Origin of the sequence: Arcticibacter svalbardensis MN12-7, from assembly GCF_000403135.1 — a bacterium.
Lineage (GTDB): Bacteria > Bacteroidota > Bacteroidia > Sphingobacteriales > Sphingobacteriaceae > Arcticibacter > Arcticibacter svalbardensis.
Map to the genome: position 1 here is coordinate 17,337 of NZ_AQPN01000062.1, position 18,274 is coordinate 35,610.

Genomic DNA, 18,274 nt, shown 5'->3' on the forward strand with positions numbered 1-18,274 from the left:
TATTAATCTTTTATACAACGAAGTGAAAAACCATAAGCCTTTCCTATATTACTGGTAATACTACCACTATAAAGATCTAAATAGTACCCATTGGGATTATTATATTGCGTATTGCTCCAGTATCGTCCGTAAACACCTCTACCATTTAATCCACCGTTACTTATGTCAAGATAACCTGCAGCATGAAGATTCAAATCAGAATTAAATGCATCATTTAACGATGTCCAGTTCTGAGGAGGAGCATCCGCATTATTCCATTCAGTGTATGTAGGTATACGCCATCCATTAGAAAGAAGTTGTCCACAAGCATCGTTTGCAACGGACCAACTAGCACTTTCGGATATACTAGCTACCCAAGCAGGAGATGGTGTGCGGGTTGTTCCATCATGGGAATAAGCCTGCAATCGATTAAATTGCCAATACCAACCTGCTGAATTCTCGCTTGCATCTGTTGCAGATGAAGCTTTCTGGGATGCTCCCAGATTTTGGCTAAGCCAGCATTTAGCGATTCCTGATATATTACTATTTACAGCATGATAGTTTATCGTTTTTGTTTCAGGGGCTCCATTCGTACCAGCGGTATGAGTAACCTGGAACACAGCAGGACAGATTTTAAAGCTAGTCACGTCCGGGCTATAGGTTATTCCCACACTATTAATAGCATAAGCTCTCACATAGTAGGTTGGACCCTCTCTCAAGCCGCTAATTGATGTAGTAAAGCTTCCTGTTCCAGTACCGTTAGGAATAGGGTTATCTTCTATAATTGGTGTACCAGTAGTGTTCCAACACAATCCACGGTCAGTAACAACCGTGCCGCCATCTGGTGTTACAGTTGTTATTCCTTCAGCAGAATTAGAAGTTAAGGAAGACGATGGAATGGTTACGTTACTTACCGAAGGCCTAGCTAAAACTACAGCATCACGGATACAGCGTAAGTTAGAGCCCTGAGCTTTAACTGGATAGATTAAACTACTACCATAGCCTAGGTTAAGCGCATAACCATTATTTACATTATACTGGTTACTGCTCCAATAGTAGCCACTAGTCCCTGGATTTATGAGGTTACCACTATCATAGGCCAAGTATCCAGCAGGATGGAGTTTCAGTACGGATGCATATGTGTTTACAGCAGATGTCCAGAATTGAGGCGCAGCATCAGCATTGCTCCATTCAGTAGAGGTTGGGATACGCCAGCCTGCAGAAAGCAGCAAAGTACATGGATCGCTTGCAGCTGCCCAATTGAGGCCCTCACTGATGCTGGTAGTCCATGCGGTCCAGGCATTGGATGGAGTACGTGTTGCACCGTCATTTTTGTATCCCTGTGCCCGGTTAAACTGCCAGTACCAACCTGCGGATGGTTCTGTATTATCATTTACTGAAGTTGCCTGACGATCTGCTCCAAGGTTTTGCGTAAGCCAGCAGGCTGCACTACCTGAGATGTTAGAACTCACTGAATGATAGACTACTGTTTTGGTTACAGGAGCGCCATTCAAGCCAGCTGTGTGAATTACAGTAAACGTAGTTGGACAGATCTTAAAGGTAGTAACATTAGGACTGTATACTGTTCCAGCACTGTTAGTGGCATAAGCTCGCACATAATATGTTGGGCCTTGTTTTAAACCAGTAAGTGTTCCTGTGAAAACTCCAGTTCCGGCAGCACATACAACTGGATTATCCTCAATAATAGGATTACCTGTTGTATTCCAACATAGACCGCGGTCCGTTACAGTTGCACCGCCATCTGGTGTTACTGTTGCTATTCCTTGTGCTGTAGTAGCGGTCATAGATGAAGTTGGCACCGTTACATTACTTACCGAAGGTTTGGTTACTGTCACCCCATCACGAATACAACGAACAGAGTAACCATACGTTTTTGTCGGAGCTGTAACACTACTATTACTACCTAAGTTGAGTACATAAGCTGCAACTGCTGAAGATTGCGTATTACTCCAGTAATTTCCACTAGAGCCTCTATTTGTTAACTCACCTGAATCATACGCCATAAATCCTGCAGGATGAAGCTTTAAAACAGATTCATAAGTATCTACTGCTGAGCTCCAATTTTGCGGTGGCGCATCTGCATTGAGCCATTCTGTATAGGATGGTATACGCCAGCTATTTCCTAAAAGCTGAACACATGGATCTGCTAATACAGCCCAGTTAATATTTTCGTTAATACCAGTTATCCAATCTGTCCAGGCATTGGACGGAGTATATGTAGCTCCGTCTGACTTATATCCTTGCAAACGATTAAACTGCCAGTACCAGCCAGCAGATGCTTCACTTGCGTCTGACGCGGATACGGCTTCCTGATCAGCTCCCAGATTCTGGGTAAGCCAGCAGGCTGCTGATCCGGAGATATTGGTGCTCACCGAATGGTAGATCACTGTTTTAGTTTCCGGTGCGCCGTTCAATCCTGCGGTATGGATCACCGTAAAGGTTGGCGGACATAGCTTGAATGTGGTGATATCAGGACTGTATACTGTACCTACGCTATTGGTAGCATAAGCGCGTACATAATACGTAATACCTTGTTTTAAGCCTGGTAAAGTTCCTGTAAAGATACCGGTACCTGTTCCGATCGAGATGGGATTATCCTCTATACTTGGATTCCCTGTAGCATTCCAGCACAGACCTCTGCTGGTTACGGCGGCTCCGCCATCGACAGTTACCGTAGCAGTGCCCTGAGCGGTACTTGCTGTCATTGTTGAAGTTGGTACGGTTACGTTACTAACAGAAGGTCTTCCAAGTACAATCGCATCACGGATACAGCGCAGGTTTGATCCCTGAGCTTTATTAGGTGCAACCACACTACTGCTGCTACCCAGGTTAAGTGCATAACCATTTCCTGCAATATACTGGATGCTGGCCCAGTAATTTCCACTGGAGCCCCGGTTGGTTAACACTCCTGTATCGTAAGCCAGGTAACCTGCAGGGTGCAGTTTCAGTACTGATGCATAGGTATCTACTGCCGTTGCCCAGTATTGTGGAGCTGCGTCTGCGTTGGACCACTCTGTTTGAGTAGGGATACGCCAGCCTCCTGATAGTAACAAGGTACATGGATCACTTGTGGTCCAGTTGATATTCTCACTGATACTGGTGGTCCAGCCGGTCCAGGCATTCGACGGGGTACGTGTTGTGCCGTCATTTTTATATCCCTGTACACGGTTGAACTGCCAGTACCAGCCTGCAGATGCTTCTGTATTATCATCTACCGCTAGCGCCTGACGGTCGGCACCCAGGTTCTGGGTTAGCCAGCAGGCGGCAGTACCGGATATATTGGTACTTACCGAATGGTAGGTTACCGTTTTGGTAATAGGAGCGCCGTTCAGTCCGGCGGTATGGATCACCGTAAATACAGGTGGACAAATTTTGAAACTGGTCACATCCGGACTATATGTAGTTCCGGCAGTGTTAGTAGCATAAGCGCGTACATAATAAGTCAGCCCCTCTGCTAACCCGCTAAGGGTTACGGTAAACTCACCTACACCGGTTCCGGCCTGAACAAGGTTATCCGCAACTGTTGGGGCACCGATTGCATTCCAGCACAGGCCACGGGCAGTTACTGCTGCTCCGCCGTCAGTAGCTACTGTTGCTGTACCGGCGGCTGTAGTAGCGGTCATGGTTGTGGTAGGCACTTTGACATTGCTTACAGAAGGTTTGCCTATCACAATGGCATCACGGATACAGCGCAAAGAGAAGGCATTTGCCTTATCAGGAACGGCCGTGTTGCTGCTGCTTATGCCTGCAGAAAAGGAATAAGCCAGTCCGGCAGTATAATAGCTATTGCTCCAGTAGTTGGCAATAGTACCACGAGTGGTCAGTACTCCGGTTGCCGCTGCAAGATAACCTGCCATGTGAACTTTAAGCACGGAGGCGTAAGCATCACTGGCGGTAGTCCAGTTTTGTGGCGGAGCATCTGCATTGTTCCATTCTGTATAAGTTGGGATACGCCAGCCGGTTGATAACAGCAAGGTACATGGATCACTTGCTACGGCCCAGCCGGTGTTTTCACTGATGCTGGTGGTCCAATCGGTCCAGGCATTATCCGGTATATAACTTGTGCCTGCAGGTTTATATCCCTGGGCACGGTTAAACTGCCAGTACCAGCCGGCTGATGCTTCGCTTGCATCTGATGCTGATGTAGCTTCCTGATCAGCCCCCAGGTTCTGGGTAAGCCAGCAGGCTGCTGATCCGGAGATATTGGTGCTCACCGAATGGTAGGTCACCGTTTTAGTTTCCGGTGCACCGTTCAATCCTGCGGTATGGATCACCGTAAAGGTTGGCGGACAAAGTTTGAATGTGGTGATATCAGGACTGTATACGGTACCTACACTATTGGTGGCATAAGCCCGTACATAATACGTAATACCTTGTTTTAAGCCTGGTAAAGTAGAAATAAAAATACCAGTACCAGTGCCTGATGCTATTGTGTTATCTTCAATTATCGGATTTCCAGTAGTGTTCCAACAGAATCCTCTACTAGTTACTGTAGCTCCGCCATCCAAGGATACTGTAGCAGTTCCTTCAGCTGTATTTGCGGTCATTGTTGAAGTTGGTACCGTTACATTACTAACAGAAGGTCTTCCTATTACAATCGCATCACGGATACAGCGCAGGTTAGAGCCCTGTGCTTTATTCGGAACGGTTACACTGCTGCTACTGCCCAAACTAAGTGCATAACCATTACCCGCTACATACTGGATACTGCCCCAATAAGAGCCACCAGTACCGCGGTTAGTTAACACTCCAGTATCGTAAGCCATATAACCTGCAGGATGTAATTTCAGAACAGAGTTATACGCATCGGTAGCCGATGCCCAATTCTGTGGAACGGCATCAGCGTTGGTCCATTCCGTAGGAGTTGGGATACGCCAGCCTCCTGATAGTAGCAAAGTACACGGATCGCTTGCAGCTCCCCAGTTGATGTTCTCACTGATACTGGTCACCCAGGCGGTCCAGGCATTGTATGGGGTACGTGTTGTTCCATTATGTTTATATCCCTGTGCCCGGTTAAACTGCCAGTACCAGCCTGCGGATGTTTCTGTATTATCATCCACTGCTGTTGCCTGACGGTCGGCACCCAGGTTCTGGGTAAGCCAGCAAGCAGCAGTACCGGATATATTGGTACTTACCGAATGGTAGGTTACTGTTTTGGTAACTGGAGCGCCGTTCAGTCCGGCGGTATGGATCACCGTAAAGGCTGGTGGACAAATTTTGAAACTGGTCACGTCAGGACTGTATGTCGTTCCGGCAGTGTTTGTTGCATAAGCCCGTACATAATAGGTCAGCCCTTCTGCTAACCCGCTAAGTGTAGCTGTAAACTCGCCTACACCTGTACCAGTAGGGACTATATTATTAATTATGGTTGGGGCACCTGTGGTATTCCAACATAATCCGCGTGTTGTAACTGGCGCACCTCCATCTAGAGTCACTGTAGCTGTTCCTTTAGCTGTGGTAGCGGTCATAGTAATAGTTGGGACCAAGACATTACTTACAGTAGGCTTAACTATTGTTACTGCATCACGAATACAGCGAAGTGGAAAGCCAAAAACTTTATTTGGAACACTGATACCACTTCCACCATTGAGATCGAGAGCATAGGCCAGCCCTGCAGTATAATAAGAACTGCTCCAATAGCTTCCACTTGTTCCACGGCTGCTTAATGATCCATCGGTGCTTAAAAGTATCCCAGCTAGATGAAGTTTGAGTACTGATCCATAGGTATCAATGGCAGAACCCCAGTTTTGTGGTGGAGCATCTGCATTGTTCCATTCTGTATAAGTTGGGATACGCCAGCCGGTTGATAACAGCAAAGTACATGGATCACTTGCTACGGCCCAGCCGGTGTTTTCACTGATGCTGGTGGTCCAGTCGGTCCAGGCATTATCCGGTATATAACTTGTGCCTACCGGTTTATATCCCTGAATACGGTTAAACTGCCAGTACCAGCCGGCTGCTGCTTCGGTTACATCTGTTACTGATGTAGCTTCCTGATCAGCTCCCAGGTTTTGGGTAAGCCAGCAAGCCGCTGATCCGGAGATATTGGTGCTTACCGAATGGTAGATCACTGTTTTGGTTTCTGGTGCACCATTTAGTCCTGCGGTATGGATTACTGTAAAGGTTGGCGGACAAAGTTTGAATGTCGTAATATCAGGACTGTATACGGTACCCACACTATTTGTGGCATATGCCCGTACGTAATAAGTAATACCTTCTTTTAAACCAGCAAGAGTAGAAGTAAATATTCCAGTGCCTGTATTAGCAGAAAGAGTATTGTCTTCAATTATTGGGTTTCCAGTAGTGTTCCAGCACAGGCCTCTGCTGGTTACTGTTGCTCCGCCATCCAAAGTTACTGTAGCAGTTCCTTCAGCTGTGTTTGCGGTCATTGTTGAAGTTGGTACAGTTACATTGCTAACAGAAGGTCTTCCTATTACAATCGCATCACGGATACAGCGCAGGTTAGAGCCCTGTGCTTTATTTGGTGCATTCACACTGCTGCTGGTACCTAAATTAAATGCATAACCATTACCCGCAGAATATTGGATATTACCCCAATAATTACCGCTAGTACCTGGGTTGGTAAGAAGTCCCGTATCATAAGCCAGGTAACCTGCAGGGTGCAGTTTCAGTACAGATGCGTAAGCATCGGTAGCTGTTCCCCAATTTTGTGGAACTGCATCAGCATTAGTCCATTCTGTAGAAGTTGGGATGCGCCAGCCTCCTGATAGTAATAAGGTACACGGATCGCTTCCTGCTCCCCAGTTGATGTTCTCACTGATACTGGTGATCCAGGCGGTCCAGGCATTTGATGGGGTACGTGTTGTACCGTCATGTTTATATCCCTGTGCCCGGTTAAACTGCCAATACCAGCCTGCAGATGCTTCTGTTTCATCATTTACTGCTATTGCCTGACGTTCGGCTCCCAGGTTTTGGGTAAGCCAGCAAGCAGCAGTACCAGATATATTAGTACTTACTGAGTGGTAAATTACCGTTTTGGTTACTGGAGCGCCGTTCAATCCGGCGGTATGGATCACCGTAAAGGCCGGTGGACAGATCTTGAAGCTAGTAACATCCGGACTGTATGTGGTTCCGGCAGTGTTTGTGGCATAAGCCCGTACATAATAGGTTAGCCCTTCGGTTAAGCCGCTAAGTGTTAAGGCAAACTCGCCCACACCGGTTCCGGCTGATATTGGACTATCCGCAATAGTTGGAGATCCTGTAGTATTCCAGCACAGGCCACGGGCAGAAACCATAGCTCCACCATCAAGTGAAACCGTTGCTGTTCCTTCAGCTGTGGTAGCTGTCATGGATGTGGTGGGCACTGTGACATTGCTCACATAAGGTCGACTTATCACAATAGCATCACGGATACAGCGCAAAGAGAAGGCATTTGCCTTATCCGGAATGGCCGTATTACTGCTGCTTATGCCTGCAGTAAAGGAGTAAGCCAGTCCTGCATTATAATAGTTATTGCTCCAGTAGTTGCCAATAGTACCACGGGTGGTTAGCACTCCGGTTGCGGCTGCAAGGTAACCAGCCATGTGAATTTTAAGCACAGAGGAGTAGGCATCACTCGATGAAGTCCAGTTTTGTGGTGGAGCATCCGCGTTGTTCCATTCTGTATAGGTTGGTATACGCCAGCCTCCTGAAAGAAGTAAGTTACATGGATCACTCGCTACTGCCCAACCGGTGTTCTCACTGATACTGGTGATCCAGGGTGTCCAGACATTTGATGGGGTCCGTGTAGTACCATCATGTTTATAACCTTGAGCTCTATTAAATTGCCAGTACCAGCCAATAGCTGTGTCGTTTGCATCATCCACTGCTACTGCTTCCTGATCGGCTCCCAGATTTTGGGTAAGCCAGCAGGCTGCAGATCCTGATACATTGGTACTTACCGAATGGTAGGTCACCGTTTTGGTTTCAGGTGCACCGTTCAATCCAGCGGTATGAATAATAGTAAATTCAGGGGGGCATATTTTAAAACTAGTGACAAGAGGACTATATACTGTGCCTACACTATTAGTGGCATAAGCCCTTACGTAATAAGTAACACCTTCTTTTAATCCAGCAAGAGGAGATGTAAACGCTCCTATTCCTGACCCACCTGATATTGGGTTATCTTCAATGGTTGGAGTACCAGTAGTATTCCAACATAGTCCTTTAGCTGTTACCATAGCTCCACCATCAGGAGTTACCGTTGCGGTGCCTTCAGCTGTACTTGCAGTCATGGTTGAAGTTGGAACCGTTACATTACTTACAGCTGGTTTTGTTGCCACAACAACATCCCTGATACAGCGAAGTGACATTGCTGCTGCCTTATTAGGATTAGTCACACTGCTAGCAGTTCCGACGTTCAATGCATAACCATTTCCTGCACCATATTGAATAGTACTCCAATAATAACCACTAGTACCCCTGTTAGTTAAAAGACCAGCATCGTAAGTCAAATAACCTGCGGGGTGCAATTTCAGAACAGAAGCAAAGGTGTTATCTGCTGAAGTCCAATTTTGAGGTGCACCATCAGCATTACTCCACTCTGTTTGAGTTGGGATACGCCAGCCTGCAGAAAGCAAGAGTGTACATGGGTCACTGGTAGCAACCCAATTAATGCTTTCACTGATACTGGAGGTCCATACGGTCCAGGCATTAGAAGGAGTGTAAGTAGAGCCTACATAACTGTATCCTTGAGATCTATTAAACTGCCAATACCAACCAGCTGAGGCTTCGGACGCATCATCAGCAGAAACAGCTTCATGATCAGCACCTAGATTTTGAGTAATCCAACAAGCTATTGTACCCGAAATATTAGTTCCAACTGATCCATAAGTAACCGTTTTTGTAACCGGAGCACCGTTAAGGCCTGCTATATGCATTGCCGTAAACGATGGACAGATCTTGAAAGTAGTAACTAAAGGACTATAGCCTGTTCCACCGCTATTTGTAGCGTAGGCCCTTGCATAATAAGTATACCCTTCAAGTAAGCCAGTAAGTTCACCTTCAAAATCTCCAATTCCAGCACCTCCTTCAAAGATATTATCGGTAGTAACAGGAGTACCTGTTGTGTTCCAGCAAATCCCTCTTGAAGTTACTTCAGCTCCACCATCGCTGGTTACTGTAGCTGATCCGGATGCAGTTGTATTCGTAAGCGTGGCTACCATAAGATTGGTCACTATCGGTGGTACCGGTAGTGTGGTGAATACCTCCAGGTTACCATAAGAAGTTCCTTGAGCACTGGTGGCATAGGCTCGAACATAATAAGTAGTAAATGGAGTTAAGCCTGTAAGCGCACTAGTGAAACTGTTGATGCCTGTACCATTAGTCGTTTTTGAAGTACCCGGCTGATCAATAATTGGTGGTATTGTAGTACTCCAACATACTCCACGAGCCGTTACTGACACCCCACCATCATTGGTAATATTACCACCACTTGTGGCAGTAGCACTTGCAATTAGTGTAGCAGGAGTAGTGGTAACTGTGGCTGTAGTAAGGGTAGATATACTGTCCAGATTTCCATAATCGACACCCATATTACTAACCGCATAAGCACGTATATAATATTTTGTGCCCTCCATTAAACTGGAAAGATCGGTAATAAAACTGCCAACTGAACCTGGCCCACTTGACACGCGAATATGGGAAATAGTAGGAGGAGCTGTAGTGCTCCAGCATACTCCCCTGTCAGTTATAGTAGCACCACCAGTGCTAATTATATTACCACCAGTCCTTGCTGTAGTGCGCGTAACCAATGTAGGTTTGGTTGTTGTAAGTGAGGATAAAGAAAGTGAGCTAAACACCGTTGGCTTACTGCTGTAGCCGGTACCTGCACTACTAGTAGCATAAGCCCATATATAATATTTTGTACTTTGTGTGAGAGCTGTTAGTATTCCACTTATCGTTGTGCCGGTAAATCCATTGGAAATGGAATTGTCTGTTGAAATTGAAAGAATTCCGGTAGTGTTCCAATACAAACCCCGATCAGTTAAGGCAGCACCACCATTATCAGTTACTGTAGCAGAAGCTTCAGCACTAGACATCGTAACATTTGTGACCGCAACCATACTGACTGAAGGCACAGCAGGTAATGTTGTAAAGGTTTGTAAATTACCATAAGCAGTACCAAGGCTATTAATAGCAAATGCTCGTACATAATAGGTAGTGGCAGGAGTTAAACCTGTAATGGCATTTGTAAAATTCCCGATGCCTCCAACACTATTATAAGTGGTGGTAGATAAGGCAGTAGTAGGAAGTACAGTACTATTTGTTGTCCAGCAGATCCCTCTTCCAGTTACTGGCATACCACCGTCATCTGTAATCAAACCACCAGTATTCACAGAGCTGCTAGTTATGGAAGTGACTGCATTGGTGGTAAGAGTTGGAAATAAAACAGCTTCTGTAGTAAACGAGATCTCACTACCATACGCAGTTCCAACAGCGTTGGTAGCGTAAGCCCTTACATAATAAAGTGTATTTGGTTTTAAACCTGTAATACTTCCGGTTATAATACCAATACCGCTACTTGCAACATCAACAGTTTTGGCATCTGAAATAGTAGGAGTACTGGTCATGCTCCAGCAAAGACCACGAGTAGTTATAGCAGACCTACCATCATCAGTAATTACACCTCCGCTTAATGCATGGGTAGCCGCAATTTCTGTAGCTGCAGTTGTTGCGGTAAGCGTAGGAAACGTTGCTGTTAAAAAGGCGATCTCTAAACCATATGCTGTTCCAATTTTATTTGTAGCATAGGCTCGTACATAATACTGCGTATTTTTGATTAACCTCATCATAGTACCAGTAAAGCTTCCAATACTTGCACTCGTGTTATCAACAGTTTTGGTATCAAGCGAAATAGTTGGATTGTGATTAATATCCCAAACTATTCCACGGCTTAATATAGGAGCCCCTCCATCTCTGCTGATATCACCTCCACTTTTGGCTGTGGTACCTAAAATAGCAGATATTTCTTTAGTAGTTAAAATAGGAGAAGTCGGGAATATAACCAGATCTACCTGATTACCGTAAGCTGTACCAACGCTGGTAGTTGCATAGGCTCTTACATAATACCTCACACTATTCTTTAATCCGGAAATTGAACTGGTAAAAATACCAATATCAGTTCCATCACTAGTTTTGCATGTACTTACTGTGTCGGGATTAAAATTCGGATCTATACTCCATTTAACTCCTCTTGCTGTAACCGGAGATCCCCCGTTATTAGTTATTTCACCACCACTTTCAGCGGTACTTTCTGATGTAATAGAAACAATACTGGTAGTAAGTGTGGCTAATGCCGCAGGTGTGGTAAAAGTCAATTCATTACCATAGGCTGTTCCCAATCCATTTACGGCATAGGCCCGAATGTAATAAAGGGTGCTTGGTGTTAAACCAACAAGCTTACTGGTAAAACCTGAACCACTACTGGCATCAGAACTAGTATGGGTATAAAGTCCGCTAGTCGGATTTGTACTCGTACTCCAACAAACTCCCTGATTAGTGATCCAGGCACCACCATCGCTAATAATAATTCCACCGCTGCTTGCTGAAGTACCTGATGAAGCAGTAATAGGTATAATTGTAGTAAGTGAAGGAATAGCCAGCGAAGTGAAACTTAATTCATTTCCATAGGCAGTACCTGTACTATTGATCGCATATGCCCTGATATAATAGGTAACGCCTTCAGATAATCCAGTCAAAGTGGAAGTAAAACTTCCGTTGCCTGTACCCGTCTGAGCAGTTTTGTCAACTACATCTGTTTCAGGATCAAAGTTCTTCACTGTACTCCAAACTACACCTCTTGTACTAACAGCAGCTCCACCACTAGCCGAAATATATCCCCCGCTCACAGCCGTAGTACCCGTTATACTACTTGCTGCTGAAGTAACCAAAGTTGCTAAACCAGAAGGATCTGTAATAAAACTCAACTGATTACCAAATTGAGTGCCTACCACATTGGTGGCATAAGCTCTTACATAGTAAGTAGTATTTCCCTGTAACCCTGATATATTGCTAATGAAAGTACCATTGCCATACCCATTAGAAGTGATATGACCCGAAATCATATCAGGGACGAAATTTGCTACAGTACTCCATATAATTCCTCTTACTGTAACAACAGCTCCACCATTACTAGTGATATTACCTCCAGTTACTGCAGTATTACTACTAATTGAAGATACAATTGTGGTAGAAATAACGGGTTGAAAAGGCATAACAAAACTTACTTCATTTCCATAGGAAATTCCTGCATTGTTTATAACATAAGCTCGTACATAATAGACAGTTCCTGGAGTTAAACCAGTCATCGTTGCTTCAAAATTTCCCTTATAATAACCAGTTTGTGCAGTTTTACTTGTAGTTGCATCTTCCGTATTAAAATTTGCAATACTACTCCAATAAATCCCTCTGGTAGTCACCATACCACCACCATCATCGGTAATATTTCCACCACTCACCGCTGTAGATGACGACATGACTACAGGAGCTTTGGTTGTTAAAGTAGCAGGAGCAGGAGGAAGTGTAGTGATTATTTCTACATTTCCATAGGCTGTACCCGCACTATTAGTAGCATAAGCTCTGACATTGTAAGTGGTACTTCCCAGTAATCCAGTGATCGTTTGAAGGAAACTTCCTATCCCTGTAGTTCCTGTGGATGTAAATTCATCATTCAATGTAGGGTTAGTAGTTGTACTACTCCAGCATATTCCACTACTTGTTATCTGTGTACCTCCATTATTTATTATTGATCCGCCACAAATAGCTGAATTCCTGGTTATGGAGGAAACTTCCGGAACAGTGGTAGTAATTGATGGAGTAGTAAATGTGGTAAAACTCACCTCATTGGTACCATACCCGGTACCTGCACTATTAGTTGCATAAGCTCGTACGTAGTAGGTCGTTCCAGGAATTAAGCCAGTAAGGGTACTGCTGAAACTAACAGCTGCGCTTTGGATAGTTTTGCCTACAGATTCTGTGGCAGGATTAAATCCAGCACTAATACCCCAACAAACCCCTGTTACGTTTATAACTGCTCCTCCATTACTTGATATCGTACCTCCACTTAAACCTGTGGTTCCGTTTATTCCACTTCTTACTGTAGCAGTGGTCAGTACCGGAATTTCAGCTGCTAGTGTAGTGAAAGACAATTCATTTCCATATGCTGTTCCTGCATTATTAGTGGCGTAGGCACGTACATAATATGTGGTATTTCCAAGCAAATTGGTAAGGAAATGAATAAAGCTACCTGTGCCCGTACCGCTAGTCGTTTTACTGCCGGTAATAACCGGAGATCCTGTAGTATTCCAGCAAATTCCACTGCTAGTTACTTTTGTTCCTCCATCACTGGTAATTGAACCACCACTAGTAGCTGAAATATTTTTAATAGCAGAAATAGCAGCTGTAGTAATTGTTGGAGTTGTATATGTGCTGAAGACCACTTCATTTCCATATACAATCCCCACACTGTTGATGGCATAAGCTCTTATATAATATTTAGTGCCAGGTATCAATCCAGTTATATTAACTGAGAATTCACCCTTCCCATCACCGCTGTCGATGTGAGGTCCCGTATTTACAGGTCCAGTAGTTGTACTCCAGCAAATTCCCCTCTTTGTTACAAGAGCACCACCATCAGATGGTATTGTACCTCCGCTTATAGCTGTCGTTCCACCGATGTCGCTAGCAGGACTAGTTATAAGTACTGGAAGACCTGCAGGAGCAGTATTAAAACTTATTTCATTGCCATAAACCGTGCCCGCACTATTAATGGCATAGGCTCTAATATAATATTTAGTACTTCCGGTAAGCCCTGATATGTCACTAACAAAAGTGCCAGATCCTGTTCCATCTGAAGTATGTGAATCTGTAATTAATGGAACAGGCGTGGTACTCCAGCATATTCCGCGATTGGTAATAAAGGCTCCTCCATCAAAAGTAATATTCCCGCCACTGGTCACTGATCCACCTGTTAAATTAGAGATTGTTGTAGTAGTCAGGGCTGGGTATCCAGGAGTAACCATACTGATTACATTACCATAAGCAGTACCATGTGCATTAATTGCATAAGCAACTACATAATATAAGGTAGCGGGTGATAAATCACGAATAGTGCTTACAAAGGTCCCAACACCATCACCATCAACAAGCTCTATGGTTTTAGACGTTAATGCAGTTGTTAGATTTTCCTGAGTAGTGCTCCAGATCACACCTCTTGAAGAGATCAATGCATCGCCATTATCACTGATATGACCTCCAGATATTGCAGTTATTCCTGTAATATTTGTGGCAGAACTGGTAGTAAGTGTCGCAAGCGAGGTATATGAGGTTGTAGTAAAAATCACTTGCTCACTATAAGTGGTACCAACGCTATTTAATGCGTAAGTCTGGGCATAATATGTTGTTCCAGGAGTTAAACTTTTAATGTTACATATAAAAGTACCAATATCTATACCTGTGGTATTTGGCGACACTGCATGCTCAAACGTTAACCCATCCACACTCCACCTAATGCCACATTCTGTTACTAAAGCACCTCCATTATTGAGTATGGAGACTGTACTTAAAGCAGTATTATTATTAATACCATAAATAACTGGTGGAGTTGAGCTCAGAACAGGCGCTATAGCCTGAAGCGTTGTAAATTGTTTTACACTTCCATATCCTGTACCATATGAATTTACGGCAAATGCCTGGATGTAATACACTGTATTTCCCAGCAATCCTGTTAAATTAGAGGTAAACGAACCTTCTCCTGTACCTTTATTGACAATGCGGGCATTCAAATCTGCAGCAGGATCAGGGAGGGTACTTAAACGAATTCCACGACTGGTAATTGATGCTCCACCATTGCCAGTTATATTTCCACCTGCTATTGCAGATATATTTGTAATGTCTGATATATCAGATGTAATAACTGTAGGGAGTTCTGTAGCTATAGTAAATATCAGGTCCTCTCCATAAGCTGTTCCTGTACTATTTGTGGCATAAGCTCTGATGTGATAAACAGTATTTGACTCTAGCCCTGTTAAATTACTGGTAAAAGGTCCGCTTCCTGTTCCATTACTGGTATGACTATCTCCAACAAGAGGATTTTCTTCCGTACTCCAGCATACGCCACGATAAGTAATCGCAGAACCTCCATCATTAAAGATATTTCCACCACTAATGGCCGTATTATCCATAAGTGAAGAAGGTACTGTAGTAGTCAGACCAGGGAGATCAAGAGTAGTGAAAATATATTCATCACCATAAGCAGTACCATGCGTATTGATCGCATAAGCCCTTACGTAATATTTTACACCAGGAGTTAATCCTGTCAAATTGCTTGAAAAACTACCAGTACCAGCACCGGTAACGGTCTGTGTTGTTTTGGTTGAAAGAGCAGTGGTTGGCTCTGTTTCAGTACCCCAACAGATCCCTTTTGAAGTAATCTGTGCCTGGCCTGTATTGGAAATCATACCTCCACTGATGGCACTTGTTCCTGTAATACTGGAAGGATTAGTTGTTATTAGCGTTACATAAGAAGCGGTAATAAAACTTGTTTCCGTACTGAAAGCTGTGCCTGCCTTATTTGTTGCATAAGCGCGCACATAGTAGGTAGTACCAGATGAGAGCCCTGCGAGTTGTGCAGTAAAACTTCCAATATTCGCTAGCGAACCAGAAATAGCATATTGAATATTAATATGATCCGTACTCCAGCTTATACCTCTTTCAGTTATCTCAGATCCACCGTTATTGAGTATTAACCCTTCACCAAGTGCTGAGATATCTGTAATATTAGTTATGTTAATTTCAGATGAGCTTAAAAGGGGTGCAACTGCAGGGGGAGAAGTAAATTGAACAATATTCCCATAATAAGTACCGCGGCTGTTTATTGCATAAGCTTGAACATAATAAGTAGTAAGTTCCATTAATCCGGTCAGGGTACTTGTATAAGGACCAACTCCAGATCCGTCATGAGTTACAATGGCACTAGCATTATTTTTAGGGTCAGGGTTTGTTCCCCATCGAATTCCTCTAGCTGTAATATCTGCACCTCCACTAAAAGTAATACTACCTCCACTGACCGCAGTGGTACTTAGAATTTCGGTTGCTTCAGATGTAATAATTGTTGGAGGATAATAATCTGTAGTAAATGACTTGTCCTCACCGTAAGATACACCTGTAGCTGTAACCGCATAAGCCCTTACATGATAAGTTGTATTCGGTGACAATCCAGTCATTTCTGAACTAAAACTACCCAGACCATCTCCTGATGGAAGCTGTATTGTTTTAGTGCTTAAGGTAACAACCGGATTAGCCGAAAGGCTCCAGCATATTCCCAAAGCAGTAATCGTAGATCCACCAGTGCTGCTTACATTACCACCACTAGTGGCTGTAGTGATTTTTATGTCAGTAAGATTAAGTGTGGTCAGAGTGGCACCACAACTTATTTCCTGCCAGCTTGCTCCATTATAAAAGCGAAGTGATTTTGTCAGCGTATTTATAAAAAAAGCTCCAGCATTTAATCCATCAGTAGCAGGATCAGGATCCACACTTAGCACAGGCAGCTTACATGTTTTAAGTCCGAAGCCTGTTGAGAAACCAGGACTTTCATTAAAACTTCCACTTCCCATTTCAGCTAATTTGGCCCAGATACTCCCGCTATAAATCATCATCGAACTGTTGACTGTAGAGAAATAAATAGAACCTGCATCTGGAGTGCCTGCCGGATAGTTATTATTGACAGGGATATAGGGAATACCACCTTTAACGACAAAGTAATCTTCAATAGTAGAACTACTGATGTTAGATGTACAAAAACTTTCCCATGCTGTACCGGTGTAAATTAGAGGTGTTTGAGCTACCGAACTAAAAATGACCATACCCGTTTCAGGAGAAGTTACCGAAGATGGATCTATAATTGGAAGATGCGGAATGCCAGAAATTATTCTAAAGTACGCCTGTCCGGAAACATTTCCAGTTCCGGCAAACAATAAAAGAAATACGATTTTTAATATTTGTATTAGTCTTTTCAATATCTTACTTTGAATATTTCCAATTTTTTATCCTAGTCATTTATTATAGGTTGACTATTGTAATTTTTTTAGAATGTTGTCTATTTGCAATTGCTGATTATTTATACGTTCCCTCAGGACGTTAATTTCTTCTTGCTGTTGTTTAATCTGTTGTTGCTGTTCTTTAACGGCCTGAATAAGTACACCTGTAAGTTGTGTATAATCAACTTTCAGAAAGCCATCACTTCCTTTCTTTACCATTTCAGGATAGACCCTTTGTAGTTCCTGAGCTATAACCCCAATCTTAGGACCAGCGGCATACTTCTTTTGATCGTTATACTCGAATCTAACCCCGCGAATGAGGTCAATGTCCTTCAATACCCGACTTAGTGTTTCTACTTTAGTTTTTAATCTTTGATCAGAAGGCGTATAAAAATTGCCGTTTAAAGTTAAATTTTGTTCAAAAGTGGCATTTCCTGCAGCATCGAAACTTAACCCTTTTCCTGCAGCGCCATCATTGCTTATATGATATGCGGCCATTTTTAAGTTTGCAGTGGCAGTATGATTTCCTAAATTATCGCCATGTGCATCAACATAAGCCTTTGTAGTAGCATCAGCATCAGACACGGGTGTTGCCAGATCCGTTAAATGTTTGCTCCCCATCGATATATCTGCAGTAGCAGTTCCGAAACCACTTATAGGAATAGCATTTTTTAAGGTTGCGGTAGCGACTCCTGAAGAGTTTCCAACATACAACTGACCGCTAGCTAAGACATTATCTACGGAAACCCAACTAGTGCCGTTGTAAACATACAGACGACCATCTGTTGTGGAGTAAAATGTATCTCCAACTTCTCCGGTTGAGGGTGTTGTTCCTCCGCTCTGAGTTGCTGCAACTTTTGTATCCACATATTTTTTAGTAGCGGCATCCTGATCGGTTGCTGGATCTAAAAGGTTACTGATTTTAAAATTTCCTAAGGAGATAGTTGCTGTTGCAGCTCCGAAACCGCTAAGAGGGATGATATTTTTTAAAGTTGCGGCGGCCTTACCAGAAGCGTCACCCACATAAAGCTGACCATAAGGAAGAGCATTATCTACAGGAACCCATTGAGTGCCATCATAGACATAATAGATCCTATCTGTTGTGTTATAAAAGTATTTCCAGCTGATGGACTAGATGGAGGTGTAGTACCACTTGGAACTGATCCTGATTTGCTATCTACATATTTTTTAGTGGTAGCATCCTGATCGTTTGTTGGATCTGAAAGGTTACTGAT

The 18,274-nt window shown here is 43.6% G+C and carries 3 protein-coding genes; all 3 read right to left on the minus strand.

What is annotated here, in order from left to right; genetic code table 11:
• Window positions 1-2: 2 nt before the first annotated feature.
• The gene (locus ADIARSV_RS07345) at window positions 3-17,018 is read right to left on the minus strand and encodes a fibrobacter succinogenes major paralogous domain-containing protein (RefSeq protein WP_016194816.1); all 17,016 of its coding nucleotides are present in this window, start codon (window positions 17,016-17,018) and stop codon (window positions 3-5) included.
• 54 nt (window positions 17,019-17,072) lie between these two features.
• A complete protein-coding gene (locus ADIARSV_RS07350; protein ID WP_016194817.1) occupies window positions 17,073-18,062 on the minus strand; it encodes a tail fiber domain-containing protein in 990 nt (329 codons plus the stop codon).
• 29 nt (window positions 18,063-18,091) lie between these two features.
• Window positions 18,092-18,274, minus strand: a 183-nt coding sequence (locus ADIARSV_RS21845; RefSeq protein ID WP_040299419.1) for a hypothetical protein, incomplete at its 5' end; no start/stop codon positions are given.